The following is a 23,831-nucleotide window of genomic DNA, read 5'->3' as shown; positions in this document are numbered from 1 at the left end:
TACGACCTCTTACTCTTGAATGACATCCGCGCCTTCGGGAATCTCGAAGCTGAACAGTTTGTCGTCCACGCTTTCATTCATCTTCACGCTGAGGAACAGAATGTTGGTGCGCTGGCCAATACTGTCGATCAGTTGCATGTCATTCAACACACCGCTGCGAAATGACAGGCGCAGGCTGTCGAACAGCGTGTCCTTGGATTTTGGCTTGAGAATGAAGTCGACCACGTTGCCGCCTTCCTTATGGCTGATCTCGAAATTCTCTTGAATCTCGGACACATCGCCGGACAGTAGCAGAGCCGGGGTATGGGTCAGACGCTTGTCGAGGGTCTGAATGGTTACCTGCTCCAGATCCGGGTCATACAACCAGACCTTCTCGCCATTGGACACCAACAACTGCTCCATAGGCGCGTCAGTGTGCCAGCGAAACAGCCCCGGACGCTTGAGCACCAATTGCCCAGCCGTTTCCTGCAACTGCGTCCCACTGCCATCCAGGGTCAGTTGCGAGAAGCGTGCGCTGATGGTTTTTGCCTGGTTGAGCAATGTGGTCAGACGCTGTGCCGACACATCCTCCGCGGCCAGGACGGAAACGCTGGTAATACTTAAAGCGGCCAGCAACAGCATACGAATCAGGCGCATGGAACTCCCTATTACATTGATTTCTAGGCGTTAGTCACGGATTGGACTTGGCGCGATCACTTCGCGCGAGCCATTGGTGCTCATCGATGTCACTACGCCTGCCACTTCCATCGCTTCGATCATCCGCGCGGCACGGTTGTAACCGATCTTCAACTTGCGCTGCACAGCGGAAATCGAAGCCCGACGGCTTTCGGTGACAAAACGCACGGCTTCGTCATACAGCACATCTTCTTCACTGCCTTCACCACCCTCACTGCTGCCATCAAAGCCACTGCCGGACTCTTCGACGCCCGCCAGAATGTCTTCGATATAGTCCGGGGTACCGCGCAACTTCCAGGCTTCGACCACACGGTGGACTTCTTCGTCGGAAACGAAGGCGCCATGCACACGAATCGGCAGACCGGTGCCGGGCGGCAGGTAGAGCATGTCACCGTGGCCGAGCAACTGTTCGGCGCCGCCCTGGTCGAGAATGGTCCGTGAATCGATCTTGCTCGACACCTGAAAGGCCATGCGCGTCGGGATGTTGGCCTTGATCAGACCGGTGATCACATCCACCGACGGACGCTGGGTGGCGAGAATCAGGTGAATACCGGCGGCGCGGGCCTTCTGCGCGATCCGTGCGATCAGCTCTTCGACCTTCTTGCCGACGATCATCATCATGTCGGCAAATTCATCCACCACCACCACGATGGTTGGCAGGGTTTTCAGCAGCGGCGCCTCGTCGTGCATGCTTTCGCGCTTGTACAGCGGATCGGCCAGCGGCTCACCCGCCTCCTCGGCCTCCCTGACCTTGCGGTTGAAGCCTGCCAGGTTGCGCACGCCCATCTTCGACATGAGCTTATAGCGCCGCTCCATTTCGGCGACGCTCCAGCGCAGGGCGTTGGCCGCTTCCTTCATGTCGGTGACCACCGGGCAAAGCAGGTGTGGAATGCCTTCGTAGATCGACAGCTCGAGCATTTTCGGGTCGATCATGATCAAGCGTGCCTCTTCCGGCGTGGACTTGAACAGGATCGACAGAATCATCGCGTTGACCCCGACCGACTTACCCGAGCCGGTGGTGCCGGCGACCAGCAGGTGGGGCATCTTCGCCAGGTCAGTAATCACCGGACGACCGCCGATGTCATGGCCGAGGGCCAGAGTTACCGGGGATTTGGCCTCATCGTACTCGGGGGACGACAGCACCTCAGAAAACCGCACAATCTGCCGGTCTTCGTTAGGCACCTCGATGCCCACGGTGGTTTTGCCGGGAATTACTTCGACCACGCGCACGCTGATGATCGCCATCGAGCGCGCCAGATCCTTGGCCAAGCTGGAAATACGACTGACCTTGACGCCGGCGGCGAGCTGGATCTCGAAACGGGTAATTACCGGGCCCGGATGCACTGACTCGACCATGACCTCGACGCCAAACTCCTTGAGCTTGATCTCCAGTAGGCGCGACATGGCCTCCAGCGACTCGGGGGAGAATTTCTTCTGCTTCTTCTCGGCGACATCGAGAATGGAAATCGGCGGCAAGGAGCCTTCGACGGCGCTGTCGACGAACAACGGAGCCTGCTTTTCTTTCAGTACGCGCTTGCTCGACTGGACGGTTTTAGGCTCCGCTGGCGGGGTAATCAGGGGCGCCGTGCGGCTTTCACGCGCGCTCATGTGTTTACTCAGCGCTTCCTCGCGCTCAAGCAGGCGCTCTTTGACTTTGGCCTGCTCACGGCGGTCGTGCACCATCGGCGCCGCCACTTCGCTAACCCGCTCATCGACTTCGCGCAACTGGGCGACCAGTTGCTTGCGCTCGGTGCGGGCATTCCACCAGCGGTTGACCAGGCTCTGGATCAACTCGAAAAGGTCCAGAGTGATCTTACCGGTGAGGTCCATGACCTTGAACCAGGACAGGTCGCTGAACACGGTCAAGCCAAACAGGAACAGCGCAATGAACAGCAAGGTGCTGCCCTGCACGTTCAATACATCTTCGGTCAACTGACCAAGACTCTCGCCTAATGCGCCGCCAGCGCCAGCAGAGGCCGGTATACTGCTGCCCGCGTCAAAATGAATATCGGCCAGCGTAGCCCCGGACAGCACCAGGAATACCAGACCGATCAACCGCCAGGAAAACAGCCAGCCGCTCCACTGCCAGGGCTGATGGCGGTTTCGGAACACCTGCAAGGTCTTGACCCCGAGCAACAGCGGGAACACATAGGCGAAATAGCCCAGGGCCATGAACAGGATGTCGGCGAACCAGGCGCCAGCACGGCCGGCGGCATTCTGCACCTGATCGATATTGCTGGTATGCGTCCAGCCCGGGTCGGCGGGATCATAGGTCAGCAGCGCCATCCACAGATAAAGGCAGAGTGCGCCGAGAGCGATCAAGGCGCCTTCTTTCAACCTGTAGGGCAATTGCTGACGCCAGACTGGAGTCTGGGCTGTATGGCTTGAATTCTTCAAAACACATCTATTCCTGCGCCGGCGGCGCGCCGAATAATCGGTTAATGGCAAAAACTTTGACTATTGTACGGATTTACCCGATCGATGCCACGCTAGGCAACGAGGTGGCAACCAGCCTGGACGAAGGCCTCTGCCACCGGCTCCCGCTCGTCCCCTGCTTCGGTGTAGCATAGCCAGCAACATATTACGTGCGACTCAATTTGAGCATGCATTCTCTTTTGTGACAAAGGCTTATGAGGTGTTTCTATGAGCGAAGTCAAGCATTCACGCCTGATCATCCTGGGTTCCGGCCCTGCCGGTTACGCTGCAGCGGTATACGCTGCCCGTGCCAACCTCAAGCCCGTAGTGATCACCGGCATCCAGCCCGGCGGCCAACTTACCACCACAACAGAAGTGGACAACTGGCCAGGTGACGTCGAAGGCTTGACCGGCCCTGCGCTTATGGAACGCATGCAAAAACATGCCGAGCGCTTCGACACCGAGATCATTTATGACCACATTCACACGGCCGAGTTGCAGCAGCGTCCGTTTATCCTCAAAGGCGACAGTGGCACCTACAGCTGCGACGCACTGATCATCGCCACCGGCGCCTCGGCGCAGTACCTCGGCCTGCCGTCGGAAGAGGCGTTTGCCGGCAAAGGTGTTTCTGCCTGCGCCACCTGCGACGGTTTCTTCTACCGCAATCAAGTCGTCGCGGTGATTGGTGGCGGCAACACCGCCGTCGAGGAAGCACTGTACCTGGCCAATATTGCCAAGGAAGTGCACCTGGTTCACCGTCGCGACAAGCTACGCTCGGAAAAGATCTTGCAAGACAAGCTGTTCGACAAGGCAGCCAACGGCAACGTCCACCTGCACTGGAATCACACCCTCGACGAAGTGCTTGGTGATGCCAGCGGCGTAACCGGCGTACGCCTGAGAGACACCAGCAATGGCTCATCCAAGGAACTGCCGCTGACCGGCGTGTTCATCGCCATCGGCCACAAGCCCAATACCGATCTATTCCAGGGTCAACTGGAAATGCGCGAGGGCTATCTGCTGATCAAGGGCGGTAGCGAAGGCAATGCTACTGCGACCAGTATCGAGGGTGTGTTCGCCGCCGGCGACGTGGCCGACCACGTGTACCGCCAGGCAATCACTTCTGCCGGGGCCGGCTGCATGGCTGCGCTGGATGTCGAAAAGTTCCTCGACGACAATTGATCGTTCCCAGGGCGGGCTCCACAGCCCGGAAGGTTGCCAACCCCGCCCTCTCCTCCCGCGGTTTCGTCGAATGCTGACCTGGTTGCAACGCGACTCCCTGAGTTTCCCGCCGCTTGCCAAAGCCCTGCGCGAGCCCAACGGCTTGCTCGCGGCCGGTGGCGACTTGAGTGCCGAGCGCTTGATAGCGGCTTATCGCCACGGCTGCTTCCCCTGGTATCAGGATGGCCAGCCGATTCTCTGGTGGTCGCCAGATCCGCGCACGGTGCTCTTCCCCGACCAACTGCATGTCTCACGCAGCCTGGCCAAGGTGCTGCGCCAAGCACCCTATCAGGTGACCTTCGATCAAGCTTTCGCTGAGGTAATCCAGGCCTGCGCTGCGCCCCGCGACTATGCCGACGGCACCTGGATCACCACGCCTATGCAGCACGCCTACCTCGAGTTGCATCAGCGCGGCATTGCCCATTCGGCCGAAGTCTGGCGCGACGGCGAATTGGTCGGCGGGCTATACGGGCTGGCAATGGGCCAGTTGTTTTTCGGCGAATCCATGTTCAGTCGCGCCGATAATGCCTCGAAGGTTGGCTTTGTCACCCTGGTCGAGCAACTAAAGGCCTGGGGCTTCGCCCTCATCGACTGCCAGATGCCCACGCAGCACCTGCACAGCTTCGGTGCCAGGCCGATTGCCCGTGCAGATTTCGCCGGCTACCTGAAGCGTCATATCGACCAGCCCAGCAAGGCGTCCTGGCGCGCCTAGGCGAGTACGGCAGCGTGGCATACACTTATTCAAGGCTTTACCCCGAGAGTCGATCATGACCGAGCTGGCCCGCCTGAAGTTTTACGCCACCCAGCCTCATCCGTGCAGCTATCTGCCCGAGGAACAGGCCACTACCCTGTTCCTCGACCCCAGCCAGCCGATGGATGTGGATGTATATGCCGAACTTTCGGAAATGGGCTTTCGCCGCAGCGGCGACCACCTTTACCGGCCCCACTGCCAACGCTGCTCGGCCTGCGTGCCTGCGCGCATTCCCGTTGCCCAGTTTCGACCCAATCGCCAGCAGCGGCGTATTTTCAAACGCAATCTCGACATCCAGGTCTGTGCGGTGCGCCCGACGTTCACCGAGGAGTACTACGACCTCTATGCCCGCTATATCGAGCAACGCCATGCCGATGGCGACATGTACCCACCGAACCGCGAGCAGTTCGCCACCTTTCTGGTACGCGACCTGCCGTTTTCCCGGTTCTACGAGTTTCGCCAGCACGGCCGACTGCTGGCAATTGCTGTCACTGACGTGCTGCCCAATGGACTTTCAGCGGTTTACACCTTCTACGAGCCCGGCGAAGAGCGTCGCAGCCTCGGGCGTTTCGCCATTCTGTGGCAAATCAGGGAATCAGTGCGTCTCGGGTTGCACGCCCTGTACCTCGGTTATTGGATCAAGAACTGCCGAAAAATGAGCTACAAGACGCAATACCGTCCAATCGAACTGTTCGTTAACCAACGCTGGATCACTCTCACCTGAAGTCGCTTGGCGTACGCCCTCCTTTTCGGGCACAATGCATGCCGCTTTTGCCAGGAGCCAGTTGCACCGGCCATGGCCATACTTTGGATACCGAGGGCTTTACTGCATGTCGAAAGAAGACAGCTTCGAAATGGAAGGCACTGTCGTCGACACCCTGCCCAACACCATGTTCCGTGTGGAGTTGGAAAACGGGCACGTCGTTACCGCGCACATCTCCGGAAAGATGCGCAAAAACTATATCCGCATTCTGACTGGCGACAAGGTTCGCGTAGAACTGACGCCTTATGATCTGAGCAAAGGTCGTATCACCTACCGCGCCCGTTAACAGGTCTTTGGAAAAACCACTGCATTTGGCCATATGCATAAGGACAGGCAGTTAAAGGCGTAGCGTTAAGCGCGCTTTAGCCTAAATCCAGGAACCTGCCGGACTTGAGACTGCCTTACAGCTAAAGTCCGACAGGCCCCAGGATGAAGTGAGTCAAGCAGATCGCGACCTTCGCTGTTTGCTTGACTGACTTGCCAAGCCTCCCTGCCACTCAGTCTTGACCTTCTGCATGCGGTTTTTCAAGGACTCATCAAATCATGCGCTCACAAAAACGCCCGGCATTGCCGGGCGTTTTTGTGAGCGCTATTTTATTAAGGCACTAGCAACCTAAGGCCATTTCCGCAGTGGTTTCGAACTCGAAGGTCAATTCGTCTCCACTGAGGTCGACATGGGCCACGCCTCCATGCTCGGCCAGTTCGCCAAACAGGATCTGCTCCGCCAAGGGCCGCTTGATCTTCTCCTGAATCAATCGCGCCATAGGTCTTGCCCCCATCTGCACGTCGTAGCCTTTCTCTGCCAACCAACCACGCGCGGCATCGCTGACTTCGAGCATCACGTGCTTGTCTTCGAGCTGCGCCTGTAGTTCGGTGAGAAACTTGTCGACGATGCTCTTGATCACTTCATGACTCAGGCGACCGAACTGGATGATGGTATCCAGGCGGTTGCGGAACTCCGGCGTGAAGCTCTTCTTAATCACTTCCATGGCATCGGACGCATGGTCCTGATAGGTGAAGCCAATGGACGCCCGCGCCGCGGTTTCCGCTCCGGCGTTGGTGGTCATGATCAGAATCACGTTACGGAAATCGGCCTTGCGCCCATTGTTATCGGTCAGGGTGCCGTGATCCATTACCTGCAGCAGCAGGTTGAAGACTTCCGGATGAGCCTTCTCGACTTCATCGAGCAGCAATACACAATGCGGAGTCTTGGTAATGGCCTCGGTCAGCAAACCGCCCTGATCGAACCCGACATAGCCTGGCGGTGCACCGATCAGCCGGGAAACCGTATGCCGCTCCATGTATTCGGACATGTCGAAGCGCACCAGCTCTACACCCAGCGCCTTGGACAACTGACGAGCCGCTTCGGTTTTACCGACCCCGGTAGGGCCCGCAAAGAGGAAAGAACCGACCGGCTTTTCTGGCGCCTTGAGTCCCGCCCGTGACAACTTGATCGCCGTGGACAGGGAGTCGATGGCGGCCTCCTGACCGAACACTGTCAGCTTGAGGTCGCGCTCCAGATTGCGTAGCAACTCTTTGTCCGAGCTGCTGACGTGCTTTGGCGGGATTCGTGCAATTTTTGCCACGATATCCTCGACCTGCGCCACTTCGATGCGCTTGAGCCGCTTCTCCACTGGCTGCAGGCGCTGATAGGCGCCGGCCTCGTCGATTACGTCGATGGCCTTGTCCGGCATGTGCCGATCATTGATATAACGCGCAGCAAGCTCAGCCGCCGCGCGCAGAGCCTCGTCGCTGTACTCGATGCCATGATGCTGTTCAAAGCGCCCCTTGAGGCCTTTTAGAATGCCGTAGGTATCATCTACCGAGGGCTCGCTGACATCGACCTTCTGGAAGCGCCGCGCGAGGGCGCGATCCTTCTCGAAAATGCCGCGAAATTCCTGGAAGGTAGTGGAGCCTATGCAGCGGATTTCCCCTGAAGACAGCATTGGCTTGAGCAGGTTGGAAGCATCCATCACCCCGCCAGACGCAGCCCCTGCACCGATTATGGTGTGGATTTCGTCGATAAACAAAATGGCGTGCGGGCGCTTGCGCAGCTCGTTGAGCAGTGCCTTGAGGCGCTTCTCGAAGTCGCCACGGTATTTGGTGCCCGCCAGCAAAGCGCCCAGATCCAGGGAGTAGACCACGCTGGTAGCCAGCAGATCGGGCACCTGATTGTCGACAATGCGCTTGGCCAACCCCTCGGCTATAGCGGTTTTACCCACACCGGCTTCGCCGACCAGCAGCGGATTGTTCTTGCGACGACGCGCCAGGATCTGCGCAACCCGCTCGACTTCCAGCTCTCGACCGACCAGCGGATCGATCCGCCCTTGGCGGGCTAACTCATTGAGATTACTGGTGTAAGCATCCAGCGGATTGCCCGAAGCCGAGGGCTCTCCACCCTCTTCATCCTGCATTTCCTGCTCGCTTTCTGTATGGCCACCATGGCCTGGCACTTTGGAAATGCCGTGGGCGATGAAATTGACCACATCGATGCGTGCAACGCTCTGCTGTTTGAGCAGGAACACTGCCTGACTTTCCTGCTCGCTGAAAATTGCCACCAACACGTTGGCGCCAGTCACTTCACGCTTGCCGGAGCTTTGCACATGGAAGACGGCGCGCTGCAATACCCGCTGAAAGCCCAGGGTCGGCTGCGTCTCCCGCTCTTCATCATGTTGCGGAATCAGTGGGGTTGTGGAATCGATGAACTCCTGAAGGTCGTGACGCAATTTGTCGAGGCTGGCACCGCATGCGCGCAGTACGCTGGCGGCGGCCTCGTTATCCAATAGAGCCAAAAGGAGGTGCTCAACCGTCATGAATTCATGACGCTTGGTGCGAGCCTCCTTGAAGGCCAGATTGAGGGTGACTTCGAGCTCTCGATTTAACATGGCTTCACCTCGTGCCCAAGCGGCCGGCGTTAACCGTCCTTCTCTATCTCACAGAGTAGCGGATGCTGGCTTTCTCTAGCGTACTGATTAACCTGCATTGCCTTGGTTTCGGCGATGTCGCGGGTAAACACTCCGCAAACTGCCCGTCCCTCTGTGTGGACGGTCAGCATGATCTTGGTCGCCAGCTCCCGGTTTAAGTTGAAAAACACCTCGAGCACTTCGACCACGAAATCCATCGGTGTGTAGTCATCATTGAATATGACCACCTTATACAGCGGTGGTGCCTGCAGCGCAGGCTTGGATTCCTGCACGGCAAGGCCGGTGGAATCGTCCTCATGCGTTGCCGGGCGGTCCTGATTGAATGTTAGTCGAATCTGGCTACGTGCATGCATGCTGTAATAAAGGTTCTGGCTGGGCGAGTACGGATGGTAGATGGAGTTTGACCGGCTTCTCAGGCAGTTGCAGCATCGCCTTGACTAACGGCAAAACGGTGTTACAAACAATGAATACCCACTTGTGTAGGTATGAGGGATTCCGCGCCCTCGCCCAAGCCTGTTTGTTGATTCGCGCGCGGAATCAGAAGTGGATGATACTCCAGTGGTGGAGTTCTTTGCAGAGGGATATCAGCATGCTTAGCGGTAAGGTCAAGTGGTTCAATAACGCCAAGGGCTATGGATTCATTCTGGCCGACGGCCGGGATGAGGACCTGTTCGCTCATTACTCGGCGATCCAGATGGATGGTTATAAAACCCTGAAAGCCGGTCAGGCGGTAAGCTTCGATATCATCCAGGGCCCTAAAGGACTCCACGCCGTGAACATCAGCGCGCTTTCGGCCACCACCGAAGCCCCTGCTACTGCAAACCAGCCCCACGGCAGTACGATTGAAGCCTGAATAGCAGGATGACTGGTTACCCGCAATAAAAAAGACCGGTCACTTGACCGGTCTTTTCCTACCGTTGATCAGCTCACATATGAGAGATCATGGCGTCGCCGAACTGCGAACAAGACATCAGCTTAGCGCCTTCCATCAGACGCTCGAAGTCATAGGTCACGGTCTTGGCCGAGATAGCGCCGTTGGTGCCTTTGATGATCAGGTCTGCCGCTTCGACCCACCCCATGTGACGCAACATCATTTCGGCAGACAGAATCAGCGAACCCGGGTTCACCTGATCCTTGCCGGCGTACTTTGGCGCAGTGCCGTGAGTCGCTTCGAACATGGCAATGGTGTCGGACAGGTTGGCGCCAGGCGCAATACCAATACCGCCCACCTCGGCCGCCAGGGCGTCGGACAGATAATCGCCGTTCAGATTGAGGGTGGCGATCACATCATACTCCGCCGGACGCAGGAGAATCTGCTGCAACATGGCGTCGGCGATGGCGTCCTTGACGATGACATTCTTGCCGGTTTTCGGGTTCTTGAACTGCATCCAAGGACCACCATCGAGCAGGGTTGCACCGAACTCTTCGGCTGCAATTTCGTAGGCCCACTCCTTGAAGGCACCTTCGGTGAACTTCATGATGTTGCCTTTGTGCACAATGGTCAGCGAGTCGCGGTCGTTATCGACCACATACTGCAACGCCTTGCGCGCCAAGCGGCGGGTGCCTTCTTTGGAAACCGGCTTGATGCCGATACCGCAGTTTTCGTCGAAACGGATCTTGGTGACACCCATTTCCTCTTTGAGGAACTTGATGACCTTGTCGGCTTCCGGCGAACCGGCTTTCCATTCGATCCCGGCATAAATATCTTCGGAGTTTTCCCGGAAGATGGTCATGTCGACATCGCCTGGCTTCTTCACCGGGCTAGGTACACCTTCGAACCAGCGTACCGGGCGCAGGCAAACGTACAGATCCAGTTGCTGGCGCAGGGCCACGTTGAGGGAGCGAATGCCGCCACCGACCGGGGTGGTCAGCGGGCCCTTGATGGAAACGACGTAGTCTTTGACCGCGTCCAGGGTTTCCTGAGGAAGCCAGGTGTCCTGGTCATACACCTGAGTGGCTTTCTCGCCTGCGTAAACTTCCATCCAGGAAATCTTGCGCTTGCCGCCGTAGGCTTTTTCGACGGCCGCATCGACAACCTTGATCATTACTGGGCTGATATCGACGCCGATACCATCACCCTCGATGTAAGGGATGATCGGGTTGTTCGGTACGTTAAGCGACATATCTGCATTGACGGTGATTTTGTCACCGGTTGCTGGCACCTGGATCTTTTGGTATCCCATGCTGGACTCCGCTTTGTGGTTAAAAATCGTGTACTCCCGAGCGTAACCCACTTGATTCGGGCGAGACTACCTGTTCCTTCGTCTATAGGGGTAAGGGCATTCTTCAGCACCTTAGTGCGATGGTATACTGCGCGCCGTGGCTAACGAGTCATAGGGGGTTTACCTGTCTTGAACGAGACAGCCGGCCCTTTGAACCGGCCGAGTTACTACCGTGACTCAACCGTTCAACTGCTCAACGCTCTACTGGTGCATCCAACATCACTGCGGCAAATCCTCGACTTTCGGCTCATTGACGCCTTTGAGCGAACGCGCCTACCTGCGCATCTCGAGATTCTGTGCTCGCTTAGCAAAGAAGAGAGTTAATCCAAAATGTCCAACCGTTCGAAGATCATCTATACCTTCACCGATGAAGCTCCAGCCCTTGCCACCTATTCGCTTCTGCCAATTGTAGAAGCTTTCGCGGCAAGCGCTGACATAGCCGTCGAAACCAGCGACATCTCTCTTGCCGGGCGCATCCTTGCGAGCTTTGCCGAGCATCTGGATGCTGACAAGCGCGTTCAGGACGACCTTGCCAAACTGGCTGTTCTGGCTACCGACCCAGAAGCCAATATCATCAAGCTGCCCAATATCAGCGCCTCGGTACCGCAACTCAAAGGTGCCATCGCAGAGTTGCAGGCTCAGGGCTACAACATCCCTGACTTTCCGGAAGATCCGCAGACCGAGGCAGAGCAACAAGCCCGTGCGCGTTACAGCAAGATCCTCGGTAGCGCAGTGAACCCGGTCCTGCGTGAAGGCAACTCTGACCGTCGTGCCCCTGCCGCGGTCAAGGCCTTCGCCCGCAAGCACCCGCATTCGATGGGCAAGTGGAGCATGGCCTCCCAGTCCCATGCCGACTACATGCGCGGCGGCGACTTCTTCTCCAGCGAACAATCGATCACCATGGACAAAGCCGGTGACGTGCGCATCGAGTTCGTTGGCAAGGACGGCAAGGTCGAAGTGAAAAAACAGCTTGCCCTGCAGGAAGGCGAAGTGTTCGACGGCATGTTCATGAGCTGCCGCAAGCTGCGCGATTTCTTCGAGGCCACGTTGCAGGACTGCAAAGAAACCGGTGTGATGTGGTCGCTGCACGTTAAAGCCACCATGATGAAGGTGTCCCACCCGATCGTCTTCGGCCACGCGGTCAGCGTTTACTACAAGGGAGCCTTCGATAAGCATGCGGCTCTATTTGCTGAACTCGGCGTCAATCCGAACAACGGCATTAGCAGCGTCTACGACAAGATCAAGTCCCTGCCCGCCTCCCAGCAGGAAGAGATCCTGCACGATATCCACGCTTGCTACAGCGATCGTCCGGAAATGGCCATGGTCGATTCGGTCAAGGGCATCACCAACCTGCACATCCCAAGCGACGTGATCGTCGATGCCTCGATGCCGGCGATGATTCGCAGCTCCGGGCAGATGTGGGGCAAAGACGGCAAGCTGAAGGACACCAAAGCGGTGATGCCGGAAAGCACCTACGCCCGCATCTACCAGGAGATGATCAACTTCTGCAAAACCAACGGCGCGTTCGACCCGACCACCATGGGCACCGTGCCGAACGTCGGCCTGATGGCGCAGAAAGCCGAAGAGTACGGCTCCCACGACAAGACCTTTGAAATGACTGCCGATGGCAGCATGCGCGTGGTTCTGGCTGACGGCACCGTAGTGATGCAGCACGAAGTCGAAGCGGGTGACATTTGGCGTGCCTGCCAGACCAAGGACGCGGCAATTCGCGACTGGGTCAAGCTGGCCGTTACCCGCGCCCGCCAATCCAACACGCCGACTATCTTCTGGCTCGACCCGGAGCGCGCTCACGATCTGCAATTGCAGAAGAAGGTTGAAGCCTACCTGCAGGAATACGACCTGAGCGGCCTGGACATTCGCCTCATGGGTTACAACGAAGCCATCCGCATCAGCATGGAGCGCCTGATTCGCGGCCAGGACACCATCTCGGTGACCGGTAACGTGCTGCGCGATTATCTGACCGACCTGTTCCCGATCATGGAGCTGGGTACTTCGGCCAAGATGCTGTCCATCGTGCCACTGATGGCGGGTGGCGGCATGTACGAAACGGGTGCCGGTGGTTCGGCGCCGAAACACGTGCAGCAGCTGATCGAAGAGAACCACCTGCGCTGGGACTCGCTCGGCGAGTTCCTGGCCCTGGCAGTTTCCCTGGAAGAAACCGGCATCAAGAACAACAACCAGCGCGCCAAGCTGCTGGGTAAAACCCTAGATGCCGCCACCGGCAAGCTGCTCGACAACAACAAGTCGCCGTCACGTAAAACCGGCGAGCTGGACAACCGTGGCAGCCACTTCTACCTGGCGCTGTACTGGGCACAGGAGCTGGCTGCGCAGACTGCAGACAGCGCTTTGCAAGCGCACTTCGGCCCGCTGGCAAAAACCCTGGCCGACAATGAAGCAACCATCATTGCCGAGCTCAGCGCCGTTCAAGGCTCGCCGGTAGACATCGCCGGCTACTACCGCTCTAGCCCGGAGTTGACCAGCAAAGTCATGCGCCCGAGCCCAACCTTCAACGCTGCGATCGCCTCGCTGCTTTAAGGTGCAACACCTGGCGCTTGACCGCGCCGCATGACCAGAAGCCCCGGCCACGTGCCGGGGTTTCTGCTTGTGCACCCAGGTACAGCGAATGCAGCGCATAGCGGTCGCCGCGACCTGCGCCCGCCATGCTCAACCAACTCCTACAAGGCACACACATGGATTGGCACCCCCATATCACCGTTGCCACTATTGTCGAAAATCAGGGCCGCTTTCTCCTCGTCGAAGAGCTCAAGGGCGGACGTCTGGTCTTCAATCAGCCCGCGGGCCATCTTGAAGCCAACGAAACCCTGCGCGAGGCGGCTGTGCGCGAGACCCTCGAAGAAACCGGCTGGGATGTCGAACTCACCGGCATCGTCGGTATTTATCTGTATACCGCGCCGAGCAATGGCGTGACCTATCAGCGCGTCTGCTTTGTCGCCAAACCGCTACGACATAACCCAGAGCGTAGCCTGGACACCGGCATCGTCGGCGCGTCCTGGCTGACCCGTGATGAATTGTCCACCCAGCCAGAGCGCTGGCGTAGCGAGCTGGTCCTGCGCTGCATTGACGACTACCTCGCTGGTCCGCTGCATGACCTGGAACTGATCCGTGATTGAATCCCGCCTTAGCCTTGGCACCGCCAGCCTGTTAGAATTCCGTCTTTTGTGCAGACACCCCCATGCGTGATCCAGCCCTCCCCAGTCCAGAACAGCAACGCGTCATAGTCGGCATGTCCGGCGGCGTGGACTCCTCCGTTTCCGCCCTGCTGCTGCTCGAACAGGGTTATCAGGTCGAAGGCCTGTTCATGAAGAACTGGGACGAAGACGACGGCACCGAATACTGCACCGCCATGGATGATCTGGCCGATGCCCAGGCCGTGTGCGACAAAATCGGTATCAAGCTGCACACAGCCAACTTCGCGGCAGAGTATTGGGACAACGTATTCGAGCATTTTCTTGCCGAATACAAGGCCGGGCGCACGCCCAACCCGGACATCCTGTGCAACCGCGAAATCAAGTTCAAAGCCTTCCTTGACTACGCCCTGGCGCTCGGCGCCGACCTGATCGCCACCGGCCACTACGTGCGCCGCCGCGATAGCTCCGGCCGCACCGAACTGCTCAAGGGGCTCGATCCGAACAAGGATCAGAGCTACTTCCTGCATGCCGTCGGCAGCGAGCAGATCGCCAAGACTCTATTCCCTGTCGGTGAGCTGGAAAAACCGGCAGTGCGCGCCATCGCCGAGAAGCACCAGTTGGCCACGGCGAAGAAGAAAGACTCCACCGGCATCTGCTTTATCGGCGAACGCCGCTTCAGCGACTTTCTCAAACAGTATCTGCCGGCCCAGCCCGGCGATATCGAAACCACCGAAGGCGAAGTCATCGGTCGTCACCATGGCCTGATGTACCACACCATTGGCCAGCGCCAGGGCCTGGGAATCGGTGGCTTGAAAGACGCCAGCGAGGAACCCTGGTACGTGCTGCAGAAAGACCTGGAGCGCAATGTACTGGTCGTCGGTCAGGGCAATGATCACCCCTGGCTGTTTTCCAGCGCCCTGCTCGCTTCGCACATGTACTGGGTCAATCCGATTGAACTCAACGAACCACGCCGGCTAACGGCCAAGGTGCGCTACCGCCAAGGCGACCAAGCTTGCACCCTGGAAAAAACCGTCAATGGCTATCGCGCCAGTTTTGCCATGCCGCAACGCGCGGTCACCCCCGGCCAGTCAGTGGTGTTCTACGACGGCGAAGTCTGCCTCGGCGGCGGCGTGATCGAAACAGCAGAACCCTGGAGCAGCAAGGATAAGCATCCATGAGTCCAACGCAGGAACAACTGGTCGCACTGGGTGCGGTTTTCGAGGCCGCAGTGCTGGTCGATAAACTGGCCAAGACCGGCCAGGTGGGTGAGCCGGGAGTGGCATGCCTGCTGGGTAGTCTGCTGGAGCGCGACCCGCAAAGCACCCTGGCCGTCTATGGTGGTGACGACCTCAACCTGCGCGACGGTTATCGCGCCCTGATCAGTTCTCTGGAGCGCGACCCGGCCAGCCTGCAGCGCGAACCATTGCGTTACGCACTGGCACTGCTCGGGCTGGAAAGGCAACTGGCCAAGCGCGACGACATGCTCCAGGTAATGGGCAGCCGCCTGGACCAGATTCAGAACCAGGTCGGTCATTTCGGCCTGGCGCATGAAAACGTCATCGCCGCCTGCGGCAGCCTTTACGAGGACACCATCAGCACCTTCCGTCAGCGCATCCAGGTCCAGGGCGACATGCGTCACCTGCAACAACCGAGCAACGCCTCGAAGATTCGCGCCCTGCTGCTTGCAGGCATTCGCTCGGCACGGCTGTGGCGTCAACTCGGCGGCCACCGCTGGCAACTGGTATTCAGCCGCAGCAAGCTGCTCAAGGAACTTTACCCGCTGTTGCGCGGTTAACCGTGACCACCCGCATGGTCAAACCCATGCAGGGCGCCGCGCTGCTGGCGCTATCGGCGCTGCTGTTCTCGCTGATGGGCGTCGGCATTCGTGAGGTCTCCGGCAGCGTCAACAATGAATCGGTGGTGTTTTTTCGCAACCTGGTCGGCGTGCTGTTCTTTTTGCCGCTGATCCTGCTCAGAGGTGTGGGCCCACTCAAAACCACGCGCATCAAGTCGCATCTTTGGCGTACCAGCTATGGCCTGGCGGCGATGTACTGCTTCTTTTACGCAATTGCCCACCTGCCCCTGGCTGACGCCATGCTGTTCACTTACTCGGCCCCACTGTTCACCCCTCTGATCGCCTGGTGGTGGCTGAAGGAGCCCCTGAGCAAACGGATTCTGCTGACGACCTGTATCGGCTTGCTCGGCGTATTGCTGGTGGCCAAGCCCTCGACTGCCTTGCTCGGTGGCAATACCTTGATCGGCATGTCAGCCAGCGTTCTGGCGGCGTTTGCCTTTGTCTCCATTCGCGAGATGAGCGATACCGAACCGGCTTACCGCATCGTATTTTATTTCGCCCTATTCAGCGCGCTGGCCTCGGCAATCCCGCTGAGCTGGGCCTGGCAGCCCTTGAGCAATCATGAGTTAAGGCTGTTGCTGGGAATCGGCCTACTTGCCACCACCAGCCAGATCATCATGTCCAAGGCCTACGGCATGGCGCCACCTGGGCTGATTGGGCCCTTTGCCTACCTGGCCATCGTTTTTGCCGGTTTGATTGCCTGGCTGCGCTGGGGCGAAACCCCGGATCTGACCTCACTGATCGGGGCCGCTCTGATTTTTGCCTCCAGCCTTCTGTCGATTGCCCGCCGCAGCCGCTGAACGGCTATCGAGCAAACGCGGCCAGAGCGGTGATTTAATGTATGATATGCGCCCTTTTCGTCGCCCGATTGTCCGAGAACGCCTCCCATGCAGCTTTCCTCGCTCACCGCGGTTTCCCCCGTTGATGGCCGCTATGCCGGCAGAACCAGCGCCCTGCGCCCGATTTTCAGCGAATACGGCCTGATCCGTTTTCGCGTCATGGTTGAGGTGCGTTGGTTGCAACGCCTGGCCGCCCACGAAGGCATCGGCGAAGTCCCAGCCTTCTCGGCCGAAGCCCAGGCCGTCCTCAACGAGCTGGCGGACAACTTCGCCATCGAGCACGCCGAACGCGTAAAAGAGATCGAGCGCACCACCAACCACGACGTCAAGGCCGTGGAATACCTGCTCAAGGAACAGGCCGCCAAGCTGCCGGAACTGGATAACGTCAGCGAGTTCATCCACTTCGCCTGCACCAGCGAGGACATCAACAACCTGTCCCACGCGCTGATGCTGCGTGAAGGTCGCGATGACGTACTGTTGCCGCTGATGCGCCAGACTGCCGAAGCTATCCGTGAGCTGGCGGTGAAGTTCGCCGACGTGCCAATGCTCTCGCGCACCCACGGCCAACCAGCCTCGCCGACCACCCTCGGCAAAGAACTGGCCAACGTGGTCTATCGCCTCGAGCGGCAGATCGCCCAGGTGGCGGCTGTGCCGCTGCTGGGCAAGATCAATGGCGCCGTAGGTAACTACAACGCTCACCTGTCGGCCTACCCGCAGATCGACTGGGAAGCCAACGCCCGCGCCTTTATCGAAGGCGACCTGGGCCTGCAGTTCAACCCCTACACCACCCAGATCGAGCCGCACGATTACATCGCCGAGCTGTTCGACGCCATCGCCCGCTTCAACACCATCCTGATCGATTTCGATCGCGATATCTGGGGCTATATCTCCCTGGGCTATTTCAAGCAGCGCACCATCGCTGGTGAAATTGGCTCCTCGACCATGCCACACAAGGTCAACCCGATCGACTTCGAAAACTCCGAAGGCAACCTGGGTATCGCCAACGCACTGTTCCAGCACCTGGCCAGCAAGTTGCCGATCTCGCGCTGGCAGCGTGACCTGACCGACTCCACCGTACTGCGCAACCTTGGCGTCGGCTTCGCCCATAGCGTTATCGCTTATGAAGCAAGCCTCAAGGGAATCAGTAAGTTGGAGCTCAATGCTCAACGTATTGCTAATGATCTGGATGCCTGTTGGGAAGTGCTTGCCGAGCCGATCCAGACGGTCATGCGCCGCTACGCCATCGAAAACCCCTACGAGAAGCTCAAAGAGCTGACTCGCGGCAAGGGTATCAGCGCCGAAGCGCTGCAGACGTTCATCGATGGCCTCGATATGCCGGCCGCGGCCAAAGCCGAACTGAAGTTGCTGACCCCAGCCAACTACATCGGCAACGCAATCGCTCAGGCCAAGCGCATTTAACCGACCAAGTCCCTTGCACGCCCGGCAGTGCCGGGCGTTTTTATTTTTGGGCTTTTATTTATTTCAAGGGCTTAGCGATGAATCCTGATACTCCACTGCAGCTGTTGGGTGGCCTTACGGCCCGTGAATTCCTGCGCGACTACTGGCAGAAGAAACCCCTGCTGGTGCGCCAGGCCATGCCCGGCTTCGAGAGCCCGATCTCGCCGGACGAACTGGCTGGCCTGGCCCTGGAAGAGGAAATCGAGTCGCGCCTGGTCATCGAACACGGCGAGCGCCCATGGGAATTGCGCCGCGGCCCTTTCGCCGAAGACGCCTTCGCCCAACTGCCGGAGCGCGACTGGACGTTGCTCGTGCAAGCCGTCGATCAGTTCGTGCCGGAAGTGGCCGAATTACTCGAAGAGTTCAAGTTTCTGCCCAAGTGGCGCATCGACGACGTGATGATCAGCTTTGCCGCACCTGGCGGCGGCGTTGGTCCGCACTTCGACAATTACGATGTGTTCCTGCTGCAGGGCTACGGCAAGCGCCGCTGGCAGGTCGGCCAGATGTGCAACTCCGATAGCCCATTACTGCAACACGCGGACCTGAAGATCCTTGCCGAATTCGCAAAAACTGAAGAATGGGTACTGGAGCCCGGCGACATGCTCTATCTGCCGCCGCTCCTGGCCCACTGTGGTACCGCTGAGGATGATTGTATGACCTATTCCGTAGGCTTCCGTGCGCCTAGCGCCGCTGAAGTACTGACCCATTTCACCGACTTTCTCGGCCAGTTTCTGCCCGACGAGGAGCGCTACAGCGACGCCGATGCGCAGCCGACCAGCGATCCGCATCAGATTCAGCGTGACGCCTTGGATCGTTTGAAAGCCCTGCTCAATGAGCACATGAGCGATGAGCGCCTGTTGATGACCTGGTTCGGCCAGTTCATGACCGAGCCGCGCTACCCCGAACTGATCGCCACTATCGAGATCGACGAGAACGTTTTCCTCGGTAGCCTGGAAGACGGCGCCGTGTTGATCCGCAACCCCAGCGCACGCCTGGCCTGGTCCGAAGTGGGCGAAGACCTGGTGCTGTTTGCCAGTGGCCAGAGCCGCCTGCTGTCTGCCGGTCAGCGCGAACTGCTGAAGCTGATCTGCTCGGCCGACGCGTTACATATAAACAACCTTGGCCCATGGCTGGCCGATGATGAGGGGCGTAATCTACTTCTGGAGCTGGCCAAGCAGGGTAGCCTGGAGTTTGCTGATGAATAGCATTCACGTCCGCCTGGCCGATTGGCAAAAGGACAACGCCGAGCTGCGGCGCATTCGCTCGACGGTATTCATTGCCGAGCAAGAGGTGCCGCCGGAACTCGAATGGGATGCCGAAGATGCCGAGGCATTGCACTTTCTCGCCTACGAAGGCAATTACCCGATCGGTACCGCACGCCTGCTACCGGACGGGCATATTGGTCGGGTTTCGGTACTCAAGGACTGGCGTGGCCTGAAAGTCGGCGATGCCCTGCTACGCGCGGTGATCGCCGAAGCGGAAAAGCGTGGTCTGCAGCAACAAATGCTCAGCGCCCAGGTGCAGGCCACCCCTTTCTATGAAAGGCTTGGCTTTACCATTGTCAGCGGCGAATACCTTGACGCCGGCATTTCCCATATCGATATGGTGCGCAACAGCCAATAGCCGCGAGGTCAGGATGAACGAAAACGCCCCGTCAGACGCAACCGAGAGCAACGAGCCAGCAGAGCTTCCCGCCATCGAGTTTCAGTCGCCGGGGCGTTTTGCCGTGCTCAACCCCGCATCTGTCCTGGCGGAAAACCCTCTGGCAGAACCGGCGCCGTTCATCCTCGGCGAACACCTGACGCTGGAGCGCTTCAATCATCCCGAGATGGCCCGTGCCCACGCACTGGCCATGTTCCAGCAAGCCCAGCGTAGCCTATGCATCTACAGCGCCGACCTGGAACCCTGGCTGTACCATCACAGCAGCATTCAGGAGGCCTGCACACGCTTCCTAGTGGCCAGCCCGAAGAATCACCTGCGCATCCTGGTCAAAGACATTACGCGGGCGGTTAAACAGGGCCACCGCCTGCTTGGTTTATCGCGCCGACTGTCAAGCAACCTGCATATTCGCAAGCTGCATCCGGACTACCCCAGTGAGGAGGTGGCCTTTTTACTGGCCGACGACCGCGGCTTGCTGCTGCGCCCGCAACCCGCGCAATCTGCCGGCTATGCGCTCTATCAGGATCCCGCCCGCGTGCGCTTGCGTCAGGCTCAATTCGATCAGGCCTGGCAAACCAGCATCACTGACCCGGATATAAGGAACTTACTGTTATGAGCGCGAGTAACCTGCTCGCGGCCCTGCTGTTCAGCATTGTCCTGCCCCTCCATGCAGCCACCGAGGTCATCCCGCTGAGCTACCGCACCGCCGAAGATGTATTGCCGGTAGTCCAGTCGGTACTTGGCAGGGATGGCCGCGTCAATGCCTATGGCAACCAGTTGATTGTCAACGCCACGCCGACCAAGATCGAAGAAATCCGCCAGTTACTCGAACAACTGGACACCCGCCCACGCCGCCTGCTGATAAGTGTCGACAGCTCTGAGTCCAGCTACCAGAACGACCGCGGCTATCGTGCCGACGGCACGCTCAGTGCCGGCAATGCCCAGGTACAGATTGGTCGGGGCGAAACCAACGGTCATGACCAGGTGCGCATCATCAGCCGCTCTACCGATAGCCGTGGCGGTGGCACTCAGCAGGTGCAAGCCAACGAAGGCTACCCGGCGCTGATCCAGGTTGGCCAAAGTGTGCCCCTCAGGTCAACCAGCACCGATTCCTATGGCCAGGTGTACAACAACACCGAATACCGCGACGTCACCCGCGGTTTCTATGTGACCGCCAGCCTGACGGGGGAGATCGTGCATATCAATATCAGCAGCAACCGTGACCGACTGAGCGAGTCGCGGCCCGGTGTGATCGACATCCAAAGCACCGATACCCGGGTCAGTGGCCGGCTTGGGGAATGGATCAGCATCGGCGGTGTTAACCAGCAGAGCCAGACCGAGCAAGGCGGCTTGCTGCGCCACCGTTCGACCCAGGGGCGTGAGGACATGACGCTGCGGGTCAAGGTCGAGATTGTCGACTAAAACCTGCCCATAACTGACTCTCCGGTCGTCGTAATACTTATGTAGTAGTCGTGAAAAAGCACTACAAAACGTTTGACGAACACTTTTAGCAGAGGCATCATGGCCTCGCTCCCGCTAATCAGGGGCCCTGGAAAGGGTCTCCGAATCGTGTTCCAGCTTACCGCCAGAACCGATTCGTGTTGTAAAGCCCACAAGGCAGTTCGACGAGATTGCGACTGGAACGAAGTTGTCCTGAGGGACGGGGAAGCGCTTCAACGTAGCAGCCAGCAGACAGTTACAGCCACTGAGTCGTCCAACGGCATCTTTGATCCGGTAAACGCCAAATGACTTGGTCATTTGCAGCAGCTGAAGCCATTCGCACTGTTCGTTTCGTCCCCCCTCCTCCCAGTTACAACTGCGCCCTGGTCAATATCTCTCGTACTGTTGTGAGCCCCCGCACCATGACCTTCGCAGGTTTTGAGTGGGAAAGCCGGTGCTCAACCAAACACATACTTTGAAGGATTGACCATGTCAGCTTATCAAAACGACATCAAGGCAGTCGCCGCTCTGAAAGAGATCAACGGCAGCAGCTGGAGCGCGATCAACCCGGAATCCGTGGCTCGCATGCGCACTCAGAACCGCTTCAAGACCGGTCTGGAAATCGCGCAGTACACCGCCGATATCATGCGCAAAGACATGGCCGAGTACGATGCCGACTCCTCCGTCTACACCCAGTCCCTGGGCTGCTGGCATGGCTTCATCGGTCAGCAGAAGCTGATTTCGATCAAAAAGCACTTGAAGACCACCAACAAGCGCTACCTCTACCTGTCCGGCTGGATGGTTGCTGCTCTGCGTTCCGAGTTCGGCCCACTGCCGGACCAGTCCATGCATGAGAAAACCTCGGTCTCCGACCTGATTGAAGAGCTGTACACCTTCCTGCGCCAGGCTGACGCCCGCGAACTGGACCTGCTGTTCACTGCGATGGACGCCGCTCGCGAAGCTGGCGACAAAGCCAAAGTCGCTGACCTGCAGAATCAGATCGACAACTACGAAACCCACGTAGTACCGATCATCGCCGACATCGACGCTGGCTTCGGTAACCCGGAAGCCACCTACCTGTTGGCCAAGCGCATGATCGAAGCAGGCGCTTGCTGCATTCAGATCGAAAACCAGGTTTCTGATGAGAAGCAGTGCGGTCACCAGGACGGTAAAGTTACCGTTCCTCACGCCGACTTCCTGGCCAAGATCAATGCTGTGCGTTACGCCTTCCTTGAGATGGGTATCGACAACGGTGTGATCGTTGCGCGGACTGACTCCCTGGGTGCCGGCCTGACCAAGCAGATCGCTGTAACCAACGAGCCGGGCGACCTGGGCGACCAGTACAACTCGTTCCTCGATTGCGAAGAAGTCTCTGCCTCCGACCTGAAAAACGGCGACGTGGTACTCAACCGCGAAGGCAAGCTGCTGCGTCCCAAGCGTCTGCCAAGCAACCTGTTCCAGTTCCGCAAGGGCACGGGTGAAGAGCGCTGCGTACTCGACAGCATCACCTCGCTGCAGAACGGTGCCGACCTGCTGTGGATCGAAACCGAGAAGCCGCACGTTGGTCAGATCGCAGCCATGGTTAACGAGATCCGCAAAGTGATCCCGAACGCCAAGCTGGTCTACAACAACAGCCCGTCCTTCAACTGGACACTGAACTTCCGTCAGCAAATGTTCGACATCATGGCTGGCGAAGGCAAAGACGTATCTGCCTACGACCGCGCCAAACTGATGAGCATTGACTACGACGAAACTGACCTGGCTGTTCGTGCAGACGAAATGATCCGCACCTTCCAACGCGACAGTTCGGCTCAGGCGGGTATCTTCCACCACCTGATCACCCTGCCGACGTACCACACCGCCGCGCTGTCGACCGACAACCTGGCCAAAGGTTACTTCGCCGAGCAAGGCATGCTGGCCTACGTCAAAGGCGTGCAGCGCGAAGAGCTGCGTCAAGGCATCGCCTGCGTCAAGCACCAGAACATGGCCGGTTCCGACATTGGCGACAACCATAAAGAGTACTTCGCTGGCGAAGCCGCTCTGAAAGCCAGCGGCAAAGACAACACCATGAACCAGTTCGGCTAATAACCATTGGTTTACTCGGTCAGGACCACGCGTCTGACTGAGCCTGTTACGAGAAAGCCCCGGTAGCGATACCGGGGCTTTCTCGTTATATCCCCATAATCTGTTTCATCGGCTGATGCTCTTCGTAGGCGCCAACGGGTTGGCGATCCGAAGTTATGGATAGCCGGACTGCGGCAGCGGCGCGTATCGGCGGCGAGTTCGCGTTGCACTGCTGGACTTCGCCATTAGCCGGCTCACAGCAGTTCGCTGGAGCGCTTGCAACAGGGCATTTCGTTCGGCCCGCCGGGCCGTATGCGCACCAAACGGTGCTTGTGCCTCGCCACCCAAGCACTGTCATGCTTCCGTCGTCTTCTCCGG

21 protein-coding genes are annotated in these 23,831 nt (G+C 58.6%); 16 read left to right on the top strand and 5 right to left on the bottom strand.

The features are described 5' to 3' along the window. Nucleotides 1–9: 9 nt before the first annotated feature. On the bottom strand, nucleotides 10–636 hold the full coding sequence (lolA, locus tag B2D37_RS07000; RefSeq protein ID WP_079202034.1) for an outer membrane lipoprotein chaperone LolA: 627 nt from the start codon (nucleotides 634–636) through the stop codon (nucleotides 10–12). A gap of 30 nt (nucleotides 637–666) precedes the next feature. Further along, on the bottom strand, nucleotides 667–3,072 hold the full coding sequence (ftsK, locus tag B2D37_RS06995; RefSeq protein WP_079202033.1) for a DNA translocase FtsK: 2,406 nt from the start codon (nucleotides 3,070–3,072) through the stop codon (nucleotides 667–669). Nucleotides 3,073–3,318: 246 nt separating this feature from the next. On the opposite strand from ftsK, the gene trxB reads away from it, so the two are divergent. From trxB to infA, 4 genes are all read left to right on the top strand, one after another. Continuing rightward, nucleotides 3,319–4,269 (top strand): thioredoxin-disulfide reductase, encoded by a 951-nt coding sequence (trxB, locus tag B2D37_RS06990; protein ID WP_079202032.1) that lies wholly within the window; start codon nucleotides 3,319–3,321, stop codon nucleotides 4,267–4,269. Nucleotides 4,270–4,339: 70 nt separating this feature from the next. Continuing rightward, nucleotides 4,340–5,020, top strand: a complete 681-nt coding sequence (aat, locus tag B2D37_RS06985) for a leucyl/phenylalanyl-tRNA--protein transferase (RefSeq protein ID WP_079202031.1) — start codon at nucleotides 4,340–4,342, stop codon at nucleotides 5,018–5,020. Between the two features lie 55 nt (nucleotides 5,021–5,075). Then, nucleotides 5,076–5,783, top strand: coding sequence for an arginyltransferase (locus tag B2D37_RS06980; RefSeq protein WP_079202030.1), 708 nt, complete (start codon nucleotides 5,076–5,078; stop codon nucleotides 5,781–5,783). Nucleotides 5,784–5,889: 106 nt separating this feature from the next. Further along, on the top strand, nucleotides 5,890–6,108 hold the full coding sequence (gene infA / locus B2D37_RS06975; protein WP_002553999.1) for a translation initiation factor IF-1: 219 nt from the start codon (nucleotides 5,890–5,892) through the stop codon (nucleotides 6,106–6,108). A gap of 319 nt (nucleotides 6,109–6,427) precedes the next feature. Here infA and clpA read toward each other — a convergent pair whose 3' ends face one another. Beyond that, a complete protein-coding gene (clpA, locus tag B2D37_RS06970) occupies nucleotides 6,428–8,707 on the bottom strand; it encodes an ATP-dependent Clp protease ATP-binding subunit ClpA (RefSeq protein ID WP_079202029.1) in 2,280 nt (759 codons plus the stop codon). Nucleotides 8,708–8,736: 29 nt separating this feature from the next. Next, on the bottom strand, nucleotides 8,737–9,099 hold the full coding sequence (gene clpS / locus B2D37_RS06965) for an ATP-dependent Clp protease adapter ClpS (RefSeq protein ID WP_079202028.1): 363 nt from the start codon (nucleotides 9,097–9,099) through the stop codon (nucleotides 8,737–8,739). A gap of 236 nt (nucleotides 9,100–9,335) precedes the next feature. Between clpS and cspD the strand changes: the two genes are divergently transcribed. Then, nucleotides 9,336–9,599, top strand: a complete 264-nt coding sequence (cspD, locus tag B2D37_RS06960; protein ID WP_079204922.1) for a cold shock domain-containing protein CspD — start codon at nucleotides 9,336–9,338, stop codon at nucleotides 9,597–9,599. Between the two features lie 73 nt (nucleotides 9,600–9,672). On the opposite strand, the gene icd is transcribed toward cspD, so the two are convergent. Continuing rightward, complete coding sequence (gene icd / locus B2D37_RS06955) at nucleotides 9,673–10,929, bottom strand: NADP-dependent isocitrate dehydrogenase (RefSeq protein WP_079202027.1); 1,257 nt, start codon at nucleotides 10,927–10,929, stop codon at nucleotides 9,673–9,675. 369 nt (nucleotides 10,930–11,298) lie between these two features. Here icd and B2D37_RS06950 point away from each other — a divergent pair, with 369 nt between their 5' ends. From B2D37_RS06950 to B2D37_RS06900, 11 genes are all read left to right on the top strand, one after another. Next, nucleotides 11,299–13,524 (top strand): NADP-dependent isocitrate dehydrogenase, encoded by a 2,226-nt coding sequence (locus B2D37_RS06950; RefSeq protein ID WP_079202026.1) that lies wholly within the window; start codon nucleotides 11,299–11,301, stop codon nucleotides 13,522–13,524. Nucleotides 13,525–13,679: 155 nt separating this feature from the next. Next, the gene (locus tag B2D37_RS06945; protein WP_079202025.1) at nucleotides 13,680–14,120 is read left to right on the top strand and encodes an NUDIX hydrolase; all 441 of its coding nucleotides are present in this window, start codon (nucleotides 13,680–13,682) and stop codon (nucleotides 14,118–14,120) included. 62 nt (nucleotides 14,121–14,182) lie between these two features. After that, the gene (mnmA, locus tag B2D37_RS06940; protein WP_079202024.1) at nucleotides 14,183–15,316 is read left to right on the top strand and encodes a tRNA 2-thiouridine(34) synthase MnmA; all 1,134 of its coding nucleotides are present in this window, start codon (nucleotides 14,183–14,185) and stop codon (nucleotides 15,314–15,316) included. Next, on the top strand, nucleotides 15,313–15,933 hold the full coding sequence (gene hflD / locus B2D37_RS06935; RefSeq protein WP_079202023.1) for a high frequency lysogenization protein HflD: 621 nt from the start codon (nucleotides 15,313–15,315) through the stop codon (nucleotides 15,931–15,933). The genes mnmA and hflD overlap by 4 nt, the downstream gene beginning before the upstream one ends. Nucleotides 15,934–15,947: 14 nt before the next feature. After that, complete coding sequence (locus B2D37_RS06930) at nucleotides 15,948–16,793, top strand: DMT family transporter (RefSeq protein WP_079204921.1); 846 nt, start codon at nucleotides 15,948–15,950, stop codon at nucleotides 16,791–16,793. Between the two features lie 87 nt (nucleotides 16,794–16,880). Further along, nucleotides 16,881–18,251 carry an adenylosuccinate lyase gene (gene purB, locus B2D37_RS06925; RefSeq protein ID WP_079202022.1) on the top strand — a complete coding sequence of 457 codons (1,371 nt, stop codon included), beginning with the start codon at nucleotides 16,881–16,883 and terminating at the stop codon, nucleotides 18,249–18,251. Between the two features lie 77 nt (nucleotides 18,252–18,328). Further along, nucleotides 18,329–19,495, top strand: a complete 1,167-nt coding sequence (locus tag B2D37_RS06920; RefSeq protein ID WP_079202021.1) for a cupin domain-containing protein — start codon at nucleotides 18,329–18,331, stop codon at nucleotides 19,493–19,495. Beyond that, complete coding sequence (locus B2D37_RS06915; RefSeq protein ID WP_079202020.1) at nucleotides 19,488–19,913, top strand: GNAT family N-acetyltransferase; 426 nt, start codon at nucleotides 19,488–19,490, stop codon at nucleotides 19,911–19,913. The genes B2D37_RS06920 and B2D37_RS06915 overlap by 8 nt, the downstream gene beginning before the upstream one ends. A gap of 13 nt (nucleotides 19,914–19,926) precedes the next feature. Then, complete coding sequence (locus tag B2D37_RS06910) at nucleotides 19,927–20,565, top strand: histone acetyltransferase HPA2 (protein WP_079202019.1); 639 nt, start codon at nucleotides 19,927–19,929, stop codon at nucleotides 20,563–20,565. Next, a complete protein-coding gene (locus tag B2D37_RS06905) occupies nucleotides 20,562–21,371 on the top strand; it encodes a secretin N-terminal domain-containing protein (RefSeq protein ID WP_079202018.1) in 810 nt (269 codons plus the stop codon). Before B2D37_RS06910 ends, B2D37_RS06905 begins: the two co-directional genes overlap by 4 nt. A gap of 507 nt (nucleotides 21,372–21,878) precedes the next feature. After that, the gene (locus B2D37_RS06900; RefSeq protein ID WP_079202017.1) at nucleotides 21,879–23,474 is read left to right on the top strand and encodes an isocitrate lyase; all 1,596 of its coding nucleotides are present in this window, start codon (nucleotides 21,879–21,881) and stop codon (nucleotides 23,472–23,474) included. Nucleotides 23,475–23,831: the final 357 nt, after the last annotated feature.

The organism is Pseudomonas sp. CC6-YY-74 (assembly GCF_002025205.1).
Classification (GTDB): Bacteria; Pseudomonadota; Gammaproteobacteria; order Pseudomonadales; family Pseudomonadaceae; genus Aquipseudomonas; species Aquipseudomonas paeninsulae.
Note: the sequence above shows the minus strand (reverse complement) of the source record. Positions and strands in the feature narration are given on the sequence as shown.